Origin of the sequence: Streptomyces diastaticus subsp. diastaticus (genome assembly GCF_011170125.1) — a bacterium.
Lineage (GTDB): Bacteria > Actinomycetota > Actinomycetes > Streptomycetales > Streptomycetaceae > Streptomyces > Streptomyces diastaticus.
The window spans coordinates 1,957,058-1,978,887 of the sequence record NZ_BLLN01000005.1; the positions used below are offsets into that span (position 1 = coordinate 1,957,058).

At 71.8% G+C, this 21,830-nt stretch carries 17 protein-coding genes and 1 tRNA gene; 1 reads left to right on the plus strand and 17 read right to left on the minus strand.

What is annotated here, in order from left to right:
* Positions 1–78: 78 nt before the first annotated feature.
* The 16 genes from atpB to Sdia_RS25895 all read right to left on the minus strand — a co-directional run bounded on the left by atpB (position 79) and on the right by Sdia_RS25895 (position 19,032).
* Positions 79–906, minus strand: a complete 828-nt coding sequence (gene atpB, locus Sdia_RS25820) for a F0F1 ATP synthase subunit A (protein ID WP_100455133.1) — start codon at positions 904–906, stop codon at positions 79–81.
* Between the two features lie 253 nt (positions 907–1,159).
* Entirely contained in the window at positions 1,160–1,588 is a 429-nt protein-coding gene (locus Sdia_RS25825; RefSeq protein WP_100454898.1) for a Cg1360 family ATP-synthase-associated protein, read from the minus strand.
* A gap of 309 nt (positions 1,589–1,897) precedes the next feature.
* On the minus strand, positions 1,898–3,250 hold the full coding sequence (locus Sdia_RS25830; protein WP_189499772.1) for an MraY family glycosyltransferase: 1,353 nt from the start codon (positions 3,248–3,250) through the stop codon (positions 1,898–1,900).
* Positions 3,251–3,523: 273 nt separating this feature from the next.
* Positions 3,524–4,198, minus strand: a complete 675-nt coding sequence (locus Sdia_RS25835) for an arsenate reductase/protein-tyrosine-phosphatase family protein (RefSeq protein ID WP_100454893.1) — start codon at positions 4,196–4,198, stop codon at positions 3,524–3,526.
* On the minus strand, positions 4,195–4,842 hold the full coding sequence (locus tag Sdia_RS25840) for an L-threonylcarbamoyladenylate synthase (RefSeq protein ID WP_100454891.1): 648 nt from the start codon (positions 4,840–4,842) through the stop codon (positions 4,195–4,197). Before Sdia_RS25840 ends, Sdia_RS25835 begins: the two co-directional genes overlap by 4 nt.
* A gap of 232 nt (positions 4,843–5,074) precedes the next feature.
* Positions 5,075–5,920 carry a peptide chain release factor N(5)-glutamine methyltransferase gene (gene prmC, locus Sdia_RS25845; RefSeq protein ID WP_124288172.1) on the minus strand — a complete coding sequence of 282 codons (846 nt, stop codon included), beginning with the start codon at positions 5,918–5,920 and terminating at the stop codon, positions 5,075–5,077.
* Positions 5,921–5,960: 40 nt separating this feature from the next.
* Positions 5,961–7,037, minus strand: coding sequence for a peptide chain release factor 1 (prfA, locus tag Sdia_RS25850; RefSeq protein WP_100454886.1), 1,077 nt, complete (start codon positions 7,035–7,037; stop codon positions 5,961–5,963).
* Positions 7,038–7,172: 135 nt separating this feature from the next.
* On the minus strand, positions 7,173–7,394 hold the full coding sequence (gene rpmE, locus Sdia_RS25855) for a 50S ribosomal protein L31 (protein WP_003950867.1): 222 nt from the start codon (positions 7,392–7,394) through the stop codon (positions 7,173–7,175).
* Between the two features lie 262 nt (positions 7,395–7,656).
* Entirely contained in the window at positions 7,657–8,802 is a 1,146-nt protein-coding gene (locus tag Sdia_RS25860; RefSeq protein WP_124288171.1) for an LCP family protein, read from the minus strand.
* A gap of 502 nt (positions 8,803–9,304) precedes the next feature.
* The gene (gene rho / locus Sdia_RS25865; RefSeq protein ID WP_115068048.1) at positions 9,305–11,419 is read right to left on the minus strand and encodes a transcription termination factor Rho; all 2,115 of its coding nucleotides are present in this window, start codon (positions 11,417–11,419) and stop codon (positions 9,305–9,307) included.
* Between the two features lie 383 nt (positions 11,420–11,802).
* On the minus strand, positions 11,803–12,720 hold the full coding sequence (gene thrB, locus Sdia_RS25870; protein ID WP_100454879.1) for a homoserine kinase: 918 nt from the start codon (positions 12,718–12,720) through the stop codon (positions 11,803–11,805).
* Between the two features lie 405 nt (positions 12,721–13,125).
* A complete protein-coding gene (gene thrC / locus Sdia_RS25875; RefSeq protein WP_100454876.1) occupies positions 13,126–14,184 on the minus strand; it encodes a threonine synthase in 1,059 nt (352 codons plus the stop codon).
* A gap of 6 nt (positions 14,185–14,190) precedes the next feature.
* Positions 14,191–15,483 carry a homoserine dehydrogenase gene (locus Sdia_RS25880; RefSeq protein WP_115068046.1) on the minus strand — a complete coding sequence of 431 codons (1,293 nt, stop codon included), beginning with the start codon at positions 15,481–15,483 and terminating at the stop codon, positions 14,191–14,193.
* A gap of 114 nt (positions 15,484–15,597) precedes the next feature.
* The gene (gene lysA / locus Sdia_RS25885; protein ID WP_100454872.1) at positions 15,598–16,989 is read right to left on the minus strand and encodes a diaminopimelate decarboxylase; all 1,392 of its coding nucleotides are present in this window, start codon (positions 16,987–16,989) and stop codon (positions 15,598–15,600) included.
* Between the two features lie 19 nt (positions 16,990–17,008).
* Complete coding sequence (gene nrtL, locus Sdia_RS25890; RefSeq protein ID WP_189499773.1) at positions 17,009–17,980, minus strand: ArgS-related anticodon-binding protein NrtL; 972 nt, start codon at positions 17,978–17,980, stop codon at positions 17,009–17,011.
* A 593-nt stretch (positions 17,981–18,573) separates the two neighbouring features.
* A complete protein-coding gene (locus Sdia_RS25895; protein ID WP_100454868.1) occupies positions 18,574–19,032 on the minus strand; it encodes a response regulator in 459 nt (152 codons plus the stop codon).
* 164 nt (positions 19,033–19,196) lie between these two features.
* Between Sdia_RS25895 and Sdia_RS25900 the strand changes: the two genes are divergently transcribed.
* Positions 19,197–19,268: transfer RNA gene (locus tag Sdia_RS25900), tRNA-Arg, on the plus strand.
* Positions 19,269–19,653: 385 nt separating this feature from the next.
* On the opposite strand, the gene Sdia_RS25905 is transcribed toward Sdia_RS25900, so the two are convergent.
* Positions 19,654–21,807, minus strand: a complete 2,154-nt coding sequence (locus Sdia_RS25905) for a UvrD-helicase domain-containing protein (RefSeq protein WP_189499774.1) — start codon at positions 21,805–21,807, stop codon at positions 19,654–19,656.
* Positions 21,808–21,830 lie beyond the last annotated feature (23 nt).

Consider the following 21,830-nt stretch of genomic DNA (forward strand, 5'->3'; position numbering starts at 1 on the left):
TGGTTCCTTCTCTTAATGGGCCGGTGGGAGGTCTTTTCCACCGGACGTCTTAGGGGTGGTGGAGGTGGCTTCGGTCGCTCAGTGCGCTTCTTCGAGCGCCTGGGACAGGTAGGTCGCGGTCAGCACGGTGAACACGTAGGCCTGGAGCGCCTGGATGAACATCTCGAAGACGGTCAGGACCAGGGTCAGCGCGAACGACGCGGTGGCGTAGACCGTGCCGAGCAGGGTACCGAGCATGTACCACGTGGCGATCGTGAAGATCAGGATCAGGATGTGACCCGCGAACATGTTCGCGAAGAGCCGGACCGCCAGGGTGAAGGGACGAACGAAGATGTTCGACACGAACTCGATCGGCGTCAGGATGACGTAGATCGGCTTGGGCAGGCCGCTGGGCACGCAGAGGTTGCGGATGCCACCGACGAAACCGTTCGTCTTGAAGGTCACCGTCATGTAGACGATCCACACCATGAGGGCGAGACCGACCGGGAAGGCGATGACCGAGTTGACCGGGAACTGCGCCAGCGGGATCAGCGCCCACAGGTTCAGGATCCAGACGAAGAAGAAGAGGGAGACCAGGAAGGGGACGAAGGGCTCGCCCTTCTTGCCGATCGTCTCCCGGGCGATGCCGCTCCGGACGAAGTCGTACAGGATCTCCGCGACCATCTGGAACTTGCCCGGCACCAGCTTCGGCTTCGCGAACGCCGCCCAGAAGAAGGCGAGGATGACCACCGTGCCGATCAGGGCCAGCAGCATCGGCTTGTTGAAGTCGACCGGCCCGACGCTGAAGATCGGGTCGAACAAGAACGACCACACGCTCGGAGCCGGGAAACCGCAATCCTTGAAGAGGTGGCAGTCGGTCTCGAAGGCGAGCAACTGGTCACTACTCACCGCGAGCTCCTTCGATATGACGCATAGGTACGGCTTCCTCGATGTGTCGGCGTGGGACAGGACCACATGGCGGCACTGGACTGGGTGTCGCGGGAGGACGGAGCGTCCGGCGTGACGGCACTGGGCCCCGAAAAGACGTGGGCTGGATCAGGTGTCGTCCCGCACAACACCCGCTGCTCCGCACGAATCGCTCTCGGCGACGGACGATAGCAGCCTTCGGGTGCGGACTTTATCCGGCCCCTACTTACGGGGGCCGGCTCCATCGCGCCCATCAGCGACGCTCCGGCCCGGCCGGGGCGTCCTCTGATTCGGTCTCGACGTACAGGGTCTTGACGCGGGTGTGCGCCCACGCCTGTCCGGCGATCCACACGAGCACGCAGGCGAGCATCGTGAGGCCGAACACCCGTCCGTCCATGAACGTCGCGTCACGGAAGACCGCGAGCAGGATCGCCATCACCAGGATCTGGGTCGTGTAGACCAGCAGTCCGGCAGCCATGAACAGCTCCGACCACCGTCGTCCGATCACACTCATCGCCTTCAGCCCCACACCGAAGAAGGCGAGGGTGAGGACGGTGCCGACGGCGCCCCCGATGGCACCCTGCGCCCCCACCGTGATGCCGCCGATGAGGGTGCCCAGCAGTCCGGCACCGAATGACGGGATCGCGGCGCCGCGCAGAATTCGGGCGTCGTTCGACAGCATGAGTGGATCTCCAGCAGGTGACAGAGAGAGACGGACCTGAGGGCGTACCGAGCGTAGACGGAGCGCTGAGCGCTCCGGACCCGACCCGTCACTTGCGGGCCGCTCACCCTCAAGGTCGAGCTCTCGTGAACGGTATCACAAGCTTTTTGATGAGTCTTTTACTCGGCAGGTGTGCCACCTGTCACACGTGAGGGGTAACCCGCGCGTATGTGCGCGACGCGTGGCACATTGCCTGGTAATGCGCATTTTGCCTGTTCGGGTGTGCGAGAACGGACCCGCCCCGGCGGCGCCGGGACCACGGCGCGGGCGTCACGTACGCGAGCTGTCGGCCTTCTCGCGGCCGCCGTCACCCCGTGGACCGAAGCGCGAGCGCTCACCGACGGCCGTCGCACCGTTCGCACCTGCGACGCCCACGGTCACCCGCGCCGGCGGCTCGGTCCCCTCGGCGCCGGGATCGCCCTCCGTGACGCCCCCCTCCTGCCGGGGACCGGCCGAGATCCGGCGCCGGTAGCGCGGCGGCACGAAGGCCTCCGCCCAGCGCGGGGCACGCGGCGTGAAGCGCGGCAGCAGGAGCAGGACCAGGCCCACCGCGCTCAGCGCGGCCACACCCAACGCCACCCACATCGACGCCTCGTTGACCGAGTAGGCGAGCGCCCCGAAGGCGATCAGCGCCGACCAGAAGTACATGATCAGCACGGCCCGGCTGTGCGAGTGGCCGATCTCCAGCAGCCGGTGGTGCAGATGCCCCCGGTCGGCGGCGAACGGCGACTGGCCCCGCCAGGTCCGCCGGACGACGGCCAGGACCAGGTCGGCCGCGGGCACCGCGATGATGGTCAGCGGCAGCAGCAGCGGCATGTAGACCGGCACCGTCTGGTGCACCGCCGCCTTCTCCGAACCGGCGAACAGGCCCATGGCGTCGGGGTCGACCTGGCCGGTGATGGAGATGGCCCCGGCCGCCAGGACCAGGCCGATCAGCATGGAGCCGGAGTCGCCCATGAAGATCCGCGCGGGGTGCATGTTGTGCGGCAGGAAGCCCACGCACATGCCCATCAGCAGGGCCGCGAAGAGCGCGGCGGGCGCCGCCGCCTCCAGGCCGTAGCCGTACCAGATGCGGTAGGCGTGCATGAAGAAGGCGGTGGCCGCGATGCAGACCATGCCGGCGGCGAGGCCGTCGAGGCCGTCCACGAAGTTCACCGCGTTGATGGTGATGAGGACCAGGGCGATGGTCAGCAGATTGCCCTGCCAGCTCGTCAGCAGCACCTGCCCGACGCCCGGCACGGGCAGCCACAGCATGGTCAGCCCCTGCATCACCATCACCCCGGCGGCGATGAGCTGACCACCGAGCTTGACCAGGGCGTCGATCTCGAACTTGTCGTCCAGGACCCCGATCAGCCAGATCAGGGCGGCGCCGGAGAGCAGCGCGCGCGGCTCGTTGGAGTCGAACGCCTCGCTCAGATTGGTCAGGTGGTCCGCGACCAGCAGCCCGGCGCACAGTCCGAAGAACATCGCGATCCCACCGAGCCGCGGCGTGGGCTCCCGGTGGACGTCACGGGCCCTGATCTCCGGCATGGCACCGGCCACGATCGCGAATTTCCGCACCGGCCCCGTCAACAGATACGTCACCGCAGCCGTGATGCAGAGCGTCAGCAGGTATTCACGCACGGGCTTCCCCACAAAAATCGCTGGCCATCCAGGCCCACACCCTAGCTTCGGGTGCATGCCCGCCGGGACTTTCGGGTAGCGACGTAGTTTGCCCGCTGCCGGTTCCCGGCCGTTCCGTCACGCGCGTCCGCGCCCCTTCTCCCCCGGTACGCCCTTCGGCTGCGGGACCGGGCTCCCCCGGCCGCCTACCCCGGATCCCCGGAGAGGCGACCCGCGGGTCCGTCCGGCCCTGGCGGCGCCGGGCGGCGCCTGGCGGGCCGCTCTCGCGCCCTCTCAGCCGCTGGGCCGGCCGACGCCTGTCAGCGCCGTCAGCACCGGCTCCAGGGCCACCTGGATCTCCTCGCCGACCGCCTGGAAGAACGGCATGGGCGCCCCGTACGGATCGAGCACCTCGTCGGCCTCCACCGAGGGCGCCAGCAGCCAGCCCCGCAGCGCCGCGGCCGCCTGGACCAGGGCCCGCGCGCGGCCCACCACGCCGCCGTCCCGCGGATCGGGCAGGGTCGCCGGGTCTATCGCCCGCACCAGTCGCGTGAACTCTTTCAGCGTGAAGGTGCGCAACCCCGCCGAGTGACCCATGGAGATGACCTGCGCCCGGTGGTCCCGGGTCGCGGTCAGCACCAGATCGGCCCTGATGACGTGCTCGTCCAGCAGCTCGCGGCCCCGGAACCCCGCCGCGTCGGCGCCCAGCGAGGCGAGCACCGCCTCGGCGTTGGCCTCCATCGGAGCGCCCTCGTGGCCCCACGTGCCGGCGCTCTCCACGATGACCCCGCCGACGCCGCTCTCGGGGCCCTCGTCGAGCCCCACGAGCCCCAGCCGGTCCGCCAGGGCATGACGCGTCAGCCGCTCGGTGATGGGCGAGCGGCACACGTTGCCGGTGCTGACGTGGAGGATGCGGAAGGTCCCGCCGAGCGGCTGTCCCGCTATGCCACGCCCCTCAGGGACGATCAAGAGGCCACCTCTAGCTTGGGGACCACCTTGCGCAGTTCGTCGGCCTCGACGGCACCGGCCCGCAGCAGCACCGGCACCGCGCCGGTCACGTCCACGATGGAGGACGGGACGATGCCCGGCGTCGGCCCGCCGTCCAGGTAGACGGAGATCGCGTCACCGAGCATGTTCCGGGCCGCCTCGCAGGTCTCCGGCGAGGGGTGCCCGGTCAGGTTGGCGCTGGAGACGGCCATCGGGCCGACCTCGGTCAGCAGCTCGATGGCGACCGGGTGCAGCGGCATCCGCACCGCCACCGTGCCCCGGGTGTCGCCCAGGTTCCACTGGAGGGAGGGCTGGTGGCGCGCCACCAGCGTCAGGGCGCCCGGCCAGAAGGCGTCGACCAGGTCCCACGCCGTCTCCGAGAAGTCCGTCACCAGGCCGTGCAGCGTGTTCGGCGAACCGATCAGCACCGGCGAGGGCATGTTCCGCCCGCGCCCCTTGGCCGTCAGCAGATCACCGACGGCCTCCGCGCTGAACGCGTCGGCCCCGACGCCGTACACCGTGTCCGTGGGCAGGACGACGAGCTCCCCGCGACGCACCGCCGAAGCGGCCTCCCGCAGCCCGGTGACCCGGTCGGTCGCGTCGTTGGTGTCGTATCGGCGTGCCATCGCTAGCGCTCCCTCGTGATTGTCGTTCGTACGCCCCCGGGGCGCCTGAACCGTTGTCGAGCCACCCGACGTGCTCGACCGCCGCGCTCCGCGCGCGCGACGGGGGTCTTGGCGACGACGCGCCTCCTCGGCCCACTCCCGCCCGGGGCTTCGCCCCGGGCGGTCGCGGTGGGCGCCGGTCGTGGGGTGCGGGCGTCCGCGGGCGTCCGTGCCGGTGTGGTGGTGCCGCCGGTCACGGCAGCGCCTTGCGGGCCGTGGCGAAGCGGGGGCGGTTGTTGAGGTCGGGGTGGTCGGCGGCGTCGGCCCAGCCCTTCTCCTCGGTGAAGATCCACGGGACCTGGCCGCCCTGGGTGTCGGCGTGCTCGACGACGACGATGCCACCGGGGCGCAGCAGCCGGTGGGCGGTGCGTTCGATGCCGCGGATGGTGTCCAGGCCGTCCTCGCCCGAGAACAGGGCCATCTGCGGGTCGTGGTCGCGGGCCTCGGGGGCGACGTACTCCCACTCGGTGAGCGGGATGTACGGCGGGTTGGAGATCACCAGGTCGACCTGGCCGTCCAGTTCGGGCAGGGCGCTGAAGGCGTCGCCCTGGTGGAGGCGGACCCGTGAGCCCTCGACGTTCCTCCGGGTCCACACCAGGGCGTCCTCGGACAGCTCCACGGCGTGCACGGTGGAGCGTGGGACCTCCTGGGCCAGGGCGAGCGCGATGGCGCCGGAGCCACTGCACAGATCCACCACGAGCGGCTCGACCACGTCCATCGCGCGGACCGCGTCTATGGCCCAGCCGACCACCGACTCGGTCTCCGGCCGCGGCACGAACACCCCGGGGCCGACCTGGAGTTCCAGGTACCGGAAGTAGGCGAGCCCGGTGATGTGCTGGAGCGGTTCGCGGGCCTCGCGGCGGGCGATCGCCTCCCAGTAGCGGGCGTCGAAGTCGGAGTCCTTCACGGTGTGCAGGGCACCCCGCTTGACCTGGTGGACATAGGCGGCCAGTTCCTCGGCGTCGTTGCGCGGGGACGGCACGCCGGCGTCGGCCAGCCGCTGGGTGGCCTGGGCCACCTCGGCGAGCAGCAGGTTCACGGGGTCCTCCAGCCGGTCCGTACGGGGTGAAGAGGGAAGGTCAGGCGGCGGCGAGCTTGGCCGCGGAGTCCGCGTCGACGCAGGCCTGGATGACGGAGTCGAGGTCGCCGTCGAGGACCTGGTCGAGGTTGTACGCCTTGAAGCCGACACGGTGGTCCGAGATGCGGTTCTCCGGGTAGTTGTACGTCCGGATCTTCTCGGAGCGGTCGACGGTGCGGACCTGGCTGCGACGGGCGTCGGCGGCCTCGCGCTCGGCCTCCTCCTGGGCGGCGGCCAGCAGCCTCGAACGCAGGATGCGCATGGCCTGCTCCTTGTTCTGGAGCTGGCTCTTCTCGTTCTGGCAGGAGGCCACGACCCCCGTGGGCAGGTGCGTGATGCGCACCGCGGAGTCGGTGGTGTTGACGGACTGGCCGCCGGGCCCGGAGGAGCGGTAGACGTCGATCCGCAGGTCGTTGGCGTTGATCTCGACGTCGATCTCCTCGGCCTCGGGCGTCACCAGGACACCGGCGGCGGAGGTGTGGATACGGCCCTGCGACTCGGTCGCGGGCACCCGCTGGACGCGGTGGACGCCGCCCTCGTACTTCAGCCGGGCCCAGACGCCCTGGCCGGGCTCGGTGGCGCCCTGGCCGCCCTTGGTCTTCACGGCGACCTGGACGTCCTTGTAGCCGCCCAGCTCCGACTCGGTGGAGTCGATCAGCTCGGTCTTCCAGCCGACGCGCTCGGCGTACCGCAGGTACATCCGCAGCAGGTCCCCGGCGAAGAGGGCCGACTCGTCGCCTCCGGCACCGGCCTTGATCTCCAGGATGACGTCCTTGTCGTCGCTGGGGTCGCGGGGGACCAGCAGCAGCCGCAGCTTCTCGGTCAGCTCCTCGCGGGCGGCTTCCAGCTCCTTGACCTCGGCGGCGAAGTCCGGGTCGTCGGCGGCCAGCTCGCGGGCGGTCTCGATGTCGTCCCCGGTCTGCTTCCAGGAGCGGTACGCGGTGACGATCGGCGTCAGCTCGGCGTAGCGCTTGTTGAGCTTGCGGGCGCCCGCCTGGTCGGCGTGGACCGTCGGGTCGGCGAGCCGCTTCTCGATGTCGGCGTGCTCGCCGATCAGTTCCTCGACCGCCTCGAACATCTTCGGGCTCCTGGTTCCTGCTGGTGACTGCGGGGCTGGATGGCGGCGGGGCCGGGGGCCGGGCCGCTCAGAACGGACAAAGCGCCGGTCCCGGCCGCCCGTGGAGGGCGGCCCGAGGACCGGCGCAGTGGCTCGCTACTTCTTGGTGCCGGCAGCCTTGCCGAAGCGGGCCTCGAAGCGGGCCACACGGCCACCGGTGTCGAGGATCTTCTGCTTGCCCGTGTAGAACGGGTGGCACTCGGAGCAGACATCGGCGCGGACGGTGCCGCTGGCGATGGTGCTGCGGGTGGTGAACGCCGCCCCGCAGGTGCAGCTCACCTGGGTCTCGACGTACTCGGGGTGGATGTCGCGCTTCAAGGTGTCTCCTAGTTCCGGGAGGGCGCCGGGTCGTGGGTGCGGTTTGCTCTCACGTGAACCGGGGCCGACGGTCCAGTCTGCCAGGGACCGCCGCATCTCCCAAAACCGGGGTACCGCCCCCGGTATTCCCCGGCCCCCGTCCACCCGGCCGAGGCCCGCCCGCCCGGCCGGCTCCGGCCCGGCCGGCGCTTGAGGCCGTTCGGTGGGCGCGGGGACCGCTCGGCCGCCCCAGGGCCGGCCCCGCCCCGCCCCACGTGTCCGGCTAGCCGGCACTGACCACGTCGTCGATGCCGGCCTTGTCCCCCGCGGACCCCTCGGTCGCGGAGGCGGGCACCCGCTGGTCGGCGCGCAGCGCCTGCCAGACCTGCGCCCCCGCCTCCTCCTGCGGCAGCACCCGGTTGGCGTCGGCGGGGTCGTACTCGACGGGCAGCGTCAGCATCTCCGTCCCCGCGGGCTTCAGCCCCTTGAGCCCTCGGGCGAAGTCGAGCAGGGCGGGCACGGAGTCGAGTTCCGCGTCGGTGGTCAGCGACTTGGTGGACGCGTCGGCCACCCCGTACAGCTTCTTCGGGCTGGTGAGCAGCCCCATGTCCTGCACGCGGTTCATCAGGGCGGTGAGGAAGGTCTGCTGGAGCTGGATGCGGCCGAGGTCGCTGCCGTCGCCGACGCCGTGCCGGGTGCGGACCAGGCCGAGGGACTGCTCGCCGTCGAGGGTGTGGGTGCCCCGGTCGAGGTGGAGGCCGCTCTTGTCGTCGTCTATCGCCTTGCCCGTGGTGATCTCGACCCCGCCGAGCCGGTCGATGATCTCCTGGAAGCCGCTGAAGTCGACCTCCAGGTAGTGGTCCATGCGGATGCCGGACATCTGCTCGACCGTCTTCACCGCACAGGCCGGACCGCCCGTCTCGTAGGCGGTGTTGAACATCTGCCGCTGTCCGCCCGCGACCGTGGCGCCGTCCTCGGTGTCGCAGTCGGGGCGGGTGACGAGGGTGTCGCGCGGTATGGAGACCACGGTGGCCTTCTTCCGGCCCTCGTGGAGGTGGACGACCATCGCCGTGTCGGAACGCGCGCCGCCCTCGTCGCGGCCGTACTTGCCGTTGTCGCCGGAGCGCGAGTCGGAGCCGAGCACCAGCAGGTCGAGGGAACCGTCGTCGACCTCTTCGGGGCGTTCGCTGCCGAGCGCGGCGTTGATGTCGACGCCGTGGAGGTTCCCGTTGAGCTTCACGTACGCGAAGCCGAGCCCGGCGCCGCCGACCAGGATGCCGCCCGCGGCGGTCCAGGCGGCGGCGAGGACCACCTTGCGACGACGGCTGCGCGGGCGGCGGCGCTGCCCGGTGGGGCGCATCCGCCGGGCCCGCGGGACGCCCGCGCCGTGCACGGGCGTATCGCCGTCCTGACTGGTCTGCTCGGCCATTGCTCCTCAGTCCCTCGTGTCCGTCGTCGGCGGGCGCTCCCCTGCTTGTCCGGGGGTGGGGGTCCGTCGGTCGTTCCCTGCTGGGCGGGCGGAGTCCGTGGCACGGGACGGCCTGGGCCCACCGGCCGCCCGTGAACCCACCGGGAGGCACGGTGGCGGCCACGCACCACGGGTGTTCGCTTGTCCGACGGCGAAACCTGAAGAAGGGTTGCACAGGGGCCTGTGAGCACTGTGTGAGCGGACCGGCCGGCGAAGAGGCCGAGGGCGCCCGCGCGTACCGCCTCGACCTGGGGTTTCCTCGCCCCCGAAGATCACCTTTGCGGGTCTTTGCGGCCGGGGGGCGTGTGGTCAAGGTCTCGCCGGGCACCGGTCCGCGGCGGCTGGGGGCGGCGCCGCCGTCCGCGCCGGTCACGGGAGCACGGCGCTACGCGAAGCGCCCCCGCCACCGAGGTGGAGGGGGCGCTTCGCGGTCCGCCGGGCGTACCCGGCGCGAGCCGGTCCGTCAGTCGTTGCCGCCGGCGGTCGGCGTCGTCTTCTGGATCTGGAGCAGGAACTCGGCGTTCGACTGCGTCTTGCGCATCTTGTCGAGCAGCAGCTCGATCGCCTGCTGCTGATCGAGCGCGTGCAGCACCCGGCGCAGCTTCCAGACGATGCCCAACTCCTCGCCGCTGAGGAGGATCTCCTCCTTGCGGGTGCCCGAGGCGTCGACGTCGACGGCCGGGAAGATGCGCTTGTCGGCGAGCTTCCGGTCGAGCTTGAGCTCCATGTTGCCGGTGCCCTTGAACTCCTCGAAGATCACCTCGTCCATCCGCGAGCCGGTGTCGACCAGCGCGGTGGCCAGGATGGTCAGCGAGCCGCCGTCCTCGATGTTGCGCGCCGCGCCGAAGAAGCGCTTCGGCGGGTAGAGCGCGGTCGAGTCGACACCACCGGAGAGGATGCGGCCGGAGGCGGGCGCGGCCAGGTTGTAGGCGCGGCCCAGGCGGGTGATCGAGTCCAGCAGGACGACCACGTCGTGGCCCAGCTCCACGAGGCGCTTGGCGCGCTCGATGGCCAGCTCGGCGACGGTGGTGTGGTCCTCGGCGGGCCGGTCGAAGGTCGAGGAGATGACCTCGCCCTTGACCGAGCGCTGCATGTCGGTGACCTCTTCGGGCCGCTCGTCGACGAGGACGACCATGAGGTGGCACTCGGGGTTGTTGTGCGTGATGGCGTTGGCCACGGCCTGCATGATCATGGTCTTGCCGGTCTTCGGCGGGGCCACGATCAGACCGCGCTGGCCCTTGCCGATCGGCGACACGAGGTCGATGATCCGCGTGGTCAGCACGCCCGGGTCGGTCTCCAGGCGGAGCCGGTCCTGCGGGTACAGCGGCGTCAGCTTGTTGAACTCCGGGCGGCCGCGGCCCGATTCGGGGGCCATGCCGTTGACGGAGTCGAGGCGGACCAGCGCGTTGAACTTCTCGCGGCGCTCGCCGTCCTTGGGCTGGCGGACCGCGCCGGTGACGTGGTCGCCCTTGCGCAGGCCGTTCTTGCGGACCTGGGCGAGTGAGACGTACACGTCGTTCGGGCCCGGCAGGTAGCCGGAGGTCCGGATGAAGGCGTAGTTGTCGAGGATGTCGAGGATGCCCGCGACGGGGATCAGCACGTCGTCCTCGTGCACCTGCGGCTCGCCGACCTCGTCGCGGCCCCGGCGGCCCCGGCGGTCGCGGTAGCGGCCGCGGCGCCCGCGGCGGCCGCCGCCGTCGTCGTCGTAGCCGTCGTCGTGGCGGTCGCGGTTCTGGCCGCCGCCCTGCTGCTGGCGGTTGCCGCCGCCCTGACCGCCCTGACCGCCTTGGCCGCCCTGACCGCCCTGGCCGCCGTCGTCGCCCTTGCGGCGGTCGCGGTCCCGGCCGCCGCGCTCGGAGCGGTCGCCCCGCTCGCGGTCGCCGCGGTCGCGGTCCCGGCGGTTCTGGCGGTCGCGGCGGCCCTCGCCGCCGTCCTGCTGCTGGCCGGAGCCGTCGTCGCCGCGGCCCTCGCCCTTCTGGTCCTGCTGCTTGGCGGAGCGCTCCTGCTTGGCCTCGGCCTGCTCGGGACTGCCCGCCTCGGCGGTGGCGCGGCGGCGACGGCGCTCACCGGCCGGCTGCTCGTCCCCGGCACCCTGGCCGGGGATGTCGATCTGCTGCTGGTCCTGCTGGTGGGAGTCCTGCTGGGGCTCGGAATCGGCCTGCTCGGCCGCCTTGGCCGGCTTCTTCTCCGCGGCCTTGGCGGGCTTCTGGGCCGGTTCGGCGGCGGTCTCGGCCTCGGCCTCGGCCTCGGCCTCGCCGGTACGGGCCTTGGAGGTGGCCCGGCGCTTCGGCTTGGCGGCGGCCTCGGTGTCGCTCTTGGCCGGCGCGGCCGCGCCGCCACCCGCCTGCGCTTCCTTGATGACCTCGATCAGCTGGCTCTTGCGCATCCGCGCGGTGCCCCTGATCCCGAGGCCCGAGGCGACCTGCTGAAGCTCGGCCAGCACCATGCCCTCGAGGCCGGTGCCGCGGCGCCGCCGGGAACCGGCCGCAGGCGCCGCTGAGGCGTCCGTGGCGGGCGCGGCAGCGGAATCGACCGTGCTGTCGGCAGTCACGCCCATCAGATCGGTGGTGTCGCTCACGAAGGGTCCTTCCCTGGAGCGGACGTCGGCCTGTCTGGCTCGGCGACCGGTTGTGCTGTCCGGCAGGTCCTCGGTGTGCGGATGTGCCGGGGCGATGGTCCGCCTGAGGCGGCGGAGGGATTCACTGGGTTCGCTGGCGATCGGCTGTGCCCGAGCCGTGGCGCCGATGTGCTGTGGCACGCGGCGGCTCTCTCACGCCAGCTCCGGAGCATGCTCGGCGCTGCTCAGTGCGGGGCACAGGGCAGTTTGGGAGGCTCCCGGAAGAATGTCTGTCCCGAACGGGGACAAGAAGCACCTCGCCGTGCTGAGGTCGGGTGCAGTCTTGAGATTAACACTACCGGCTCCCACACATATTCCCCCTCTCTACGGTGCGGCGCCGCACATCACGGCGCCAGCGGCAGCACACCGGCACCCGACAGGTCGAGTGCCAGCCGATTCGCGGCCCAGCCGTCCCCGGCCAGGCGGGCGACCTTCTCCGCCGCGCCGTCCGTGGCGAAGGCCAGTACGGTCGGTCCCGCGCCGGAGATGACCGCCGGGACGCCGTCCGCCCGCAGCCGCTCCACGAGAGCGGTGCTGTCGGGCATGGCGGGCGCCCGGTACTCCTGGTGCAGCCGGTCCTCGGTGGCGGCCAGCAGCAGCTCGGGGCGCCTGGTCAGGGCCTCGACGAGCAGCGCGGCGCGGCCCGCGTTGGCGGCGGCGTCGACGTGCGGGACGGTGCGCGGCAGCAGGCCGCGGGCGGTCTCGGTGAGGACGGGCCTGCCGGGGACGAAGACGACCGGCACCACCGAGGGGTCGGGCTCCATCCGGATGGCGCGGGCGGCTCCGGAGTCCGTCCACGCCAGGGTGAATCCGCCGAGCAGGCAGGCCGCGACGTTGTCGGGGTGGCCCTCGATCTCGGTGGCGAGTTCCAGCAGCGCCGCGTCGTCGAGCTTGGCCTCGGCGCCTATCGTCACGGCGCGGGCGGCGACGATGCCGGCGCAGATGGCGGCGGAGGAGGAGCCGAGGCCCCGGCCGTGCGGGATGCGGTTGGCGCAGACGATCTCCAGTCCGCGCGGCTGTCCGCCGAGGAGGTCGAAGGCGGTGCGCATCGACCGTACGAGCAGGTGGTCCTCGTCACGGGGCAGCGTCTCGCTGCCTTCGCCCGCGATGTCGACGTGCAGCCCGGAGTCGGCCACGCGGACGACCACGTCGTCGTAGAGCCCCAGCGACAGGCCGAAGGCGTCGTAGCCCGGTCCGAGGTTGGCGCTGGTGGCGGGGACGCGCACCCGGACGGCGGCGGCTCGGAAGGCGGGACCGGCCATCGCTTTGATGACTCTCCTTGTGACAGCGATACGTGCGGGACGTACGGGTTGTTCGGCGGGCTGGGGCGCGGCGCGCGGCGTTGGTGTCTGGCGGGACTCTGGCGGGATCTCGGCGGTGTCTTCCCGTCGGCGGGGGCGGACGCGCACCCGGCTGCGGAATCACCCGTGGCCAACACGGCGGCAGCACTCCGACTCGGGCGGCGACGCGGGTTGGTACAGCCTATCGAAGGAAGGTTGCCTGGCGACACAGGGCGCACGGGAGGCGCACGATGCGTGTCGTGGGGACCGTTGTGCACCCGTTCCGCACGCTTTCACGGCGTACGCCCGGCCCGGCCACCCTCTTCGCCACGTCCGCGGCCGGTCGCGCCCGGGGGCGGACCGGCCGCGGACGTGGCGGTACGGGGATTACGCGAGCCCGAGACGCTCGGCGGCGGCCGCGGCGTCGACCGGGACGGTGAGCGGCTGCGGGGCCCCGGCGACGGCCCAGTCGGGGTCCTTCAGGCCGTTGCCGGTCACCGTGCAGACGATGCGCTGGCCCGGGTCGACCTTGCCCTGCTCGGCGGCCTTGAGCAGCCCGGCCACCGAGGCGGCCGACGCCGGCTCCACGAAGACGCCTTCCTGCGAGGCCAACAGGCGGTAGGCCGAAAGGATCTGACGGTCGGTCACCTCGTCGATGAACCCGCCCGACTCGTCGCGCGCCTGGACGGCGTACTCCCAGGAGGCCGGGTTGCCGATCCGGATGGCGGTGGCGATGGTCGCCGGGTCCTTGACGACCTCGCCGCGGACCAGCGGCGCCGAGCCGGAGGCCTGGAAGCCCCACATGCGCGGCGTACGGGTCGAGACGGCGTCGGCGGCGTACTCGCGGTACCCGCGCCAGTAGGCGGTGATGTTGCCCGCGTTGCCGACGGGCAGGACGTGGATGTCGGGGGCGTCCCCGAGGAAGTCGACGATCTCGAAGGCGGCGGTCTTCTGGCCCTCGATGCGCACCGGGTTGACCGAGTTGACCAGCGCCACCGGGTACTGCTCGGAGAGCGCGCGGGCCAGCGTCAGGCAGTCGTCGAAGTTGCCGTCGACCTGGAGGATCTTGGCGCCGTGCACGAGGGCCTGGCCCATCTTGCCGAGGGCGATCTTGCCCTGCGGGACGAGGACGGCGCTGACCATCCCGGCCCGTACCGCGTAGGCGGCGGCCGAGGCGGAGGTGTTGCCCGTGGAGGCGCAGATGACCGCCTTCGCACCTTCCTCCTTGGCCTTGCTGATGGCCATGGTCATGCCCCGGTCCTTGAAGGAGCCGGTGGGGTTGGCCCCCTCGACCTTCAGGTGGACCTCGCACCCGGTGCGCTCGGAGAGCACCTGCGCGGGGACGAGCGGCGTCCCGCCCTCACGGAGCGTGACCACCGGCGTCGTGTCGGAGACGGGCAGCCGGTCCCGGTATTCCTCGATGATTCCGCGCCACTGGTGGGTCATTGCTGGTTACTCTCCTTCAACCCGCATGATGCTCGCGACACCGCGGACGGTGTCGAGGTTCCGCAGCGCCTCGACGGTTCCGCTCAGGGCGGCGTCGTGAGCGCGGTGAGTGACGACGACGAGGCTGGCCTCGCCGTCCTTGCCCGACTGGCGCACCGTGTCGATGGAGACGCCGTGCTCGGCGAAGACCGTCGCCACCTGGGCGAGGACACCCGGCTTGTCGGCCACGTCGAGGCTGATGTGGTACCGCGTGACCACCTTGCCCATGGGGCTGACGGGCAGCCGGGTGTACGCGGACTCGCCGGGGCCGCGCGAGGCGGCGAGCCGGTTGCGGCAGACGGCGACCAGGTCGCCGAGGACGGCGGAGGCGGTCGGCGCGCCGCCCGCGCCGGGGCCGTAGAACATGAGCTGCCCGGCGGCCTCGGACTCCACGAAGACGGCGTTGTACGCCTCGCGGACGGAGGCCAGCGGGTGGGAGAGCGGGATCATCGCGGGGTGCACCCGGGCGGTGACCGACTCTCCGTCGGCGGCCCGCTCGCAGATGGCGAGGAGCTTGATGGTGCAGCCCATCCGCCGGGCCGAGGCGATGTCGGCGGCGGTGACCTCGGTCATGCCCTCGCGGTAGACGTCGTCGAGGCGGACCCGGGTGTGGAAGGCGATCCCGGCGAGGATGGCCGCCTTGGCGGCGGCGTCGAAGCCCTCGACGTCGGCGGTGGGGTCGGCCTCGGCGTACCCGAGCGCGGTGGCCTCGTCCAGCGCCTCCTGGTACCCGGCGCCGGTGGAGTCCATCTTGTCGAGGATGAAGTTGGTGGTGCCGTTGACGATGCCGAGGACACGGTTGACCTTGTCGCCGGCGAGGGACTCGCGCAGCGGGCGGATCAGCGGGATGGCTCCGGCGACGGCGGCCTCGTAGTAGAGGTCCCGGCCGTTCACCTCGGCGGCGGCGTGCAGGGCGGCGCCGTCCTGGGCGAGCAGCGCCTTGTTGGCCGAGACGACCGAGGCGCCGTGCTCGAAGGCGGTGGTGATGAGGGTGCGGGCGGGCTCGATACCACCGATCACCTCGACCACCACGTCGATGTCGCCGCGTTTGACCAGCGCCGTCGCGTCGGTCGTGACCAGGGAGGGGTCGATGCCCTCCCGGACCCGGTCCGGGCGGCGGACGGCGACTCCGGCCAGTTCGACCGGGGCGCCGATCCGCGCGGCGAGGTCGGCGGCATGCGTCGTCATGATGCGCGCCACCTCGGAGCCGACCACCCCGCACCCAAGGAGCGCCACCTTCAGCGGACGCGCACGCATCATCCGACCCACGCCTTTCATCGGAGCCGCAGCTCTCGGGAATCCATCAGTCGCTCCAGTCTCGCCCACCCATCCGGACTTTCCGCAGAAAGTCCGGATGATGAGACGAGTATTTCATCAGCCGACATCGAGCCGCAGGAGATCCTCCTCCGTCTCCCGGCGCACGACAACCCGTGCCGAGCCCTCGTCCACCGCGACCACGGGCGGTCGCAACGCGTGGTTGTAGTTGCTGGCCATGGAGCGGCAGTAGGCGCCGGTGGCCGGCACGGCGAGCAGGTCACCCGGCGCGACGTCCGCCGGGAGGAACGCGTCGCGCACCACGATGTCGCCACTCTCACAGTGCTTGCCGACCACCCGTACCAGCATCGGCCCGGCGTCGGAGGTGCGCGAGGCGAGCGAGACGGTGTACTCGGCGTCGTAGAGCGCCGTGCGGATGTTGTCCGACATCCCGCCGTCGACCGAGACGTACGTCCGCAGGCCCTCCAACGGCTTGACGGTCCCCACCTCGTACAGCGTGAAGGCGGTCGGCCCGACGATCGCGCGGCCCGGCTCCACCGAGATGCGCGGGGTGGCGAGCCCGGCGGCCTCGCACTCACGGGTGACGATCTCGCCGAGCGCCTTGGCGATCTCGTGCGGCTCGCGCGGATCGTCGTCGGAGGTGTACGCGATACCGAGGCCGCCGCCGAGGTCGATCTCGGGGAGTTCGACGCCGTGCTCGTCGCGGACCTCGGCGAGCAGTCGCACGACGCGGCGCGCGGAGACCTCGAAACCGGCCATGTCGAAGATCTGCGAGCCGATGTGCGAGTGGATGCCGATGAGTTCCAGCCCGTCGAGCTTCAGCGCCCGGCGGACCGCCTCGGCGGCCTGGCCGCCGGCCAGCGCGATGCCGAACTTCTGGTCCTCGTGGGCGGTGGCGATGAACTCGTGGGTGTGCGCCTCGACGCCGACCGTGACCCGGATCTGCACCGGCTGGCGCACGCCCAGTTCGTCGGCGATGTGCGCGACGCGGACGATCTCCTCGAAGGAGTCCAGCACGATCCGGCCGACGCCCGCCTCGACGGCCCGGCGGATCTCGGCGGGCGTCTTGTTGTTGCCGTGGAAGGCGATCCGGGCGGCCGGCATCCCGGCGTCCAGCGCGGTGGCCAGTTCACCGCCGGAGCAGACGTCGAGGTTGAGCCCCTCCTCGTGCAGCCAGCGCACGACGGCGCGGGAGAGGAAGGCCTTGCCGGCGTAGAAGACGTCGGCCTCGCTGCCGAAGGCCTCGCGCCAGGCGCGGCAGCGGGCCCGGAAGTCGCTCTCGTCGAGGAAGAAGGCGGGGGTGCCGAACTCCTCGGCGAGCCGGGTCACCGGCAGCCCGCCGACGCTCAGTGCGCCGTCCTCGTCGCGGCGGACGGTACGCGCCCACACCTTGGGGTCGAGGGCGTTGAGGTCCTCGGCGGGGGCGCTGTAGTGGCCCTCGGGCAGGACGTCGCCGTGGCGGGGCCCGGCGGGGTGGGCGGAACGGCTCATGATGCGGTCTCTCTCACGGTCACAGGTGGTCGGGTGCGCTGATGCCGAGCAGGGACAGGCCGCCGGCCAGCACCGTCCCGGCGGCTTCGGCGAGCGCGAGCCGGGCGCGGTGGGCGGCCCCGGGTTTCTCCCCGCCACGGGGCAGCACGTCGCAGGCGTCGTGGAAGTCGAAGAAGGCGTCGGCGAGCGTCACCAGCCGCCGCGCGAGCCGGTCGGGCGCCCCCTTGCGCGCGGCCGCCGCGAGCACCGCCGGCTGCTCCCCGAGCAGCCCCGCGAGCACCCGCGCGCCGGCCTCCGGCACGGGCCCGGCCTCGGGCACGAGGCCGAGCGCGGCCCCGTTGCCCACCAGCGCCCGGGCACGTGCGTGCGCGTACCGCACCCGGAACAGCGGATTACGCGCCCGCTGCTCCAGCACCTCGACGCCGTGCGGCAGGTCGTGCGGCGCGGGGTGCAGCAGCGCCCAGCGCGACCCGTCGGCCCCCAGCACAGCCTCGTCCCGCCCCGCACCGGCGGGCACCGGCGCGGCTCCCCCGCCCCGCACACTCCCACCCTGCGCCCGCACCAGCCGCCCGGCCGCCTCGGCGACGACCCGCGCCCGCAGCTCACTCCCGTCCGGTACGGCGACGGGCCCGGCCTCGCGCAGCGCGTCCCCCCAGCCGTACGCCTCGCCCTCATCACCGATCCGCGCGACCAGAGCACCGACGGAATCCCCCGCCAGCGTCACGTTCAGGAACCCGGGCCCGGTCACCTCGACCCCGGCGACGCCCGGCTCGGCGGCCAGCCTGCTGCGCAGCACCTCGGCGACCTCGCGCGGCGGCCGCCCGGCCTCCCTGGCCAGCCGCAACGCCACATTGCTCGCCCACTCCCCCACCCCACCGGGCCCAGGCCGCTCGACCACCACCCGCTCGGGCACGGCGACCGCCAGCTCTCCCCCGTCCACGGCGGAACGCACCGCGCTGAGCACGGCACGGGAGAGGTCGGCGGGAGTCACAGGGCAAGGGTAGGGAGACGGGGGGCGAAGAGGCGAATTGGTTCCGGATGGTGGGCTCGGCTGCGGCGCCGGCCCATGCCTCGGGGGCGTCTCCTGGAGGTGGGCTCGGCTGCGGCGAGGTCCGTGCCGACGGCGTCCAGGGGTGGGCTCGTCTCCGGCGGGCACGGCGCCGGAGGCGTTCGAGGGGCTCGGCGCCGACGGGCTCGGCGCCGACGGCATTCCAGGGGCTCGTCTCCGGCGGATGAGAGCCGGAGGCGCCCCGAAGAGAGGGCGGGCGCGTCCGGCGCGGTCGATCGCGGCGGCGTTCGGAGGGTGGCTCGACTCCGGCGGGGCAGGTCTCCGCGGCACCCGAGGGGGCGGCTCTCCCCCGACGGCCTGGTCCGGGCGGCGCCCGAAGGGGCCGGCCCGTCTCCGGCGGGCTCAGTCCCGGTGGGGTCCCCAGGAGAGCCTGTCCGTCTGCGACGGGCTCAGTCCCCAGCTCGGTCCAAGGGGTGCGTGCTCTCCCGAGGGGGAACTCCCGCATGGGCGCTTCGGAGGGCGGTGGGGCTCCGCCACGGGCGGGCCCGCAACGGCAGAGGAACCTCCGGCACACCTCAGCCCTGCGTACTACGCCCGGCCCCTTCGGGGAACTCGCCTTCGTCCTCGTCGTCCCTGTCGCCGGGGTCCACGGGCCCGGGCGCCTGGCGCCGCTCCCGCAACTGTCCGACGACCCGCACCAGTTCCTGGGGGTCGAACGGCTTGGCCAGGAACGCGTCCACCTCGGCATCGGCCGCCCCCTGCGCGCCGCCGCCCCCGTCGCACCCGCTGACCATCAGGATCGGCAGGTCCCGCGTCCGCTCGTCGGCCCGCAGGCGGGCGGCGGTCCGTATCCCGTCCAGCCTCGGCATGACCACGTCCAGCGTCACGACGTCCGGCCGCACCCGGTGCACCATGTCCAGGCAGTCGGCACCGTCGACCGCGGTCACCACCTCGAAGCCCTCCAGCTCCAGGTTGACCCTGATCAGTTGCCGAATCACCTTGTTGTCGTCGACGACAAGCACTCGGCCGCACATGCCCGGCACACCTCAGAGAGTAGGACGCCCCCTCCCCCGCCGCCCCCGTTTTCCCCACTTCCGCCCGCGAGGGTGACCTTCCTCCACCCCACCCTGAAACCCGTTCCGACCCACCCCCGACAAGCTGGTAGTGTTCAACCCGTCGCCGAGCAACACCGGCGGACGCCCCCGTAGCTCAGGGGATAGAGCAACGGCCTCCGGAGCCGTGTGCGCAGGTTCGAATCCTGCCGGGGGCACCTTGCATGAGGTGCCCAAAGACCCCGTCACCAGCGGAAACGCTGAGGCCGGGGTCTTCGCGTATGCAGGGCAGGAGCAGCCACGTCCAACTCCCCACCCGGATTCGGGCACGGCAACCCGCCGTTCTCCGCCGACACCCCGACCTAGTCTCCCAGTCACGTGCTCCTCGCCCGCCCAGAAGTCGCCGACGGCAATGCCCCGACCTCCCGGCAGGCGACCATCACGACGGCGCCCGGGCCCGGCTCGGCCCCCAGCGCCCGGCCGGCCGGGGCCGAAGCCCCCGCAGCCGGCGAGCTTGGCGGGGCAGCTCCTGCCCCGCCCCGCAGCTGGAGCCCGCCGCTCGGGTGGCTGACTGCATGGGGGCTGCGGAGCCTGAGCGACCGGTCATCGCTCTGTCGGCGCGACCACTCCCGCTTCCAGGAGAAACGGGCTCGGCTCTCCGGTCCATGAGACGTACAGACCGTCCCGGGCACGAGTGCAGGCGACGAAGAGCAGACAGCGTTCGGCCAGCAGGTCCGTCTCGTGCTGGAGGCTGTCGACCTCAGGAGGCGTGATCGCCCTGGGGTAGGGAAGTGCGCCTTCGCGCACCCCGATGACCGCGACATACCGGTACTCGAGACCCTTGAACGCGTGCATGGTGCCGACGTTGACAGCGTCGGCGGGTGAGGTGTCCCCCCGCAGGCGGGCTGCGGGAATGCCGGCGGCGCGGAGGGCCTCGACGGCTTGGTCACCGTTCTTCTTGAAGCGTGCGGTGATACCGATGTCGGACGGCTGGACGCCGTTGGCGAGCCAGGTGCGGACGCGGGCGGTCAGAGCCGCCATCTCGGCCTCGGACGTGTCCGCGCGATGGACCTCGGGACCATTGCCTCGCAGCGAGGAGCGGTAGCCGAGAAGTGTGTCGTGACGGGAGTCGTCGGCGAGGTCGTCGAAGGGGCGCCCGTGGAGAAGGGCCGTCGACCAACTGAGGATCTCGTGGGTGGATCGGTAGTTCTTGCGCATCCGCGTGGAGCGGCCTGCCACCTTGACCCCGACGCTCTTCAAGGAGACCTTGCAGTCGTAGATGCGCTGGTGCGGGTCACCGGCGATGAACAGGTCGTCGGGGCGCTCGGGAGCCGCGGCCCGGAGCAGGCGCCACTGGGCGGGGTGGAGGTCCTGGGCCTCGTCGACGACGACATGGCGATACCGGGGGCCTGTCTCGCGCAGTCGGTCGGCCGCCTCGGAGCAGGTACCGAGGTAGGTGCGCAGATGATCGGCGGCCAGCTTCTCGGTGAACTCATGGACAGTGCGCCAGACGGCCGCCCGGGACGAGGCCGGCAGGGCGCTCCCGCGGCCCTTGCGGTCGGCGGCCGTGTATGCCTCGACGGTACGGAGGTCCTGTGCGAGCAGTACGTGCTTGTACTCCTGAGCCAGGAACTGAGGCGTTCCGTTGCACCCGGTCGCCGCTGCCGCGGCTTCCCATCGGGCGGTCTCCTCCTGCGAGTGGATCGGCCTGCGGGAGGTGGAGAGGACACGCGCGGCGAATGAGTCGACCGTCATGATGTCGACCCGGGCCCGCAGCGCCTCGTCCTCGACCAGCCCGGCAAGGCCGTTGCGCAAGGCGGCGACGAGAGCGGTGGTGTAGGTGGTGAGCAGAACGCGTTCCCCCTCGCGGAGGTGGCGCAGGAGGTGGCGTACCCGGTGCAGGGCGACGACGGTCTTGCCGGTGCCAGGTCCGCCGGTCACCTGGGCGGGGCCGGAGTACGAGGGCCGGTAGGCCACCTTGTGCTGGGAAGGGTGGAGGAAGACGCGCCACGCCTCGAACGGTTTGTCGAGGATGTCGCGGAGCTCGTCGGAGGCCGTGACGACGGCGATACGGGTGCGGGTGTGGCGGATCGCGGTGTCGTAGTCCGCGGGATCCACCGGCTGGACGGCGGCCTGGTCTGCGAGGTGGAGGGAGACGACGTCGCGCCAGACCTCTTCCACGGTGAAGCCGGCCGCCAGATACTCGAGGACTTCGCGCTGGTCCTGCGGGAAGTGCGGGGCGAACACTTCCAGTTGCTCCACGTCGGTCAGAACGCGGGCCTGGCGCAGCGTGGTCGCGTCGACGCCCAGGGCAGCGAGGTCGCCGTCGGAGAACTTCGCGAACAGCCGTCTCTCGGGCGAGGGAGCGATGCGCTCGTAAGCCGGGGCGAGCTGCTCCAGGGTGGCCATGTCCCGGATCTCCACCGCTCGGGTCACCGTGTTGATGCTGGCCTTCTGCTTCAGAGCCCAGGCGATGGCCTTGTCGTGTGGCATGACTCGCAGCAGGACGTAGGTGTCGCCGCCCTCCGGTGCCAGGACGACACCGCGAACGCCCTGGGAGATGCGGATGGTACGGATGGGGCTGTACCTGTCCTTGCTCCCCGTAAGCGCTTCGAGGCGCAGCCCCTTGTCCTTGCGAAGCTGGTCGTGGGTGAGCTGCTCGAACTTCTCCCAGGTGTCGAAAACGCCCTGCCTGACCGTGGGCTGGAGCTTGTTGAGCTGGGCGCAGAAGGCGATGTCGAAGGCCAGGTGGGGCACGGGTGGGGCTCTCCTCGTCATGG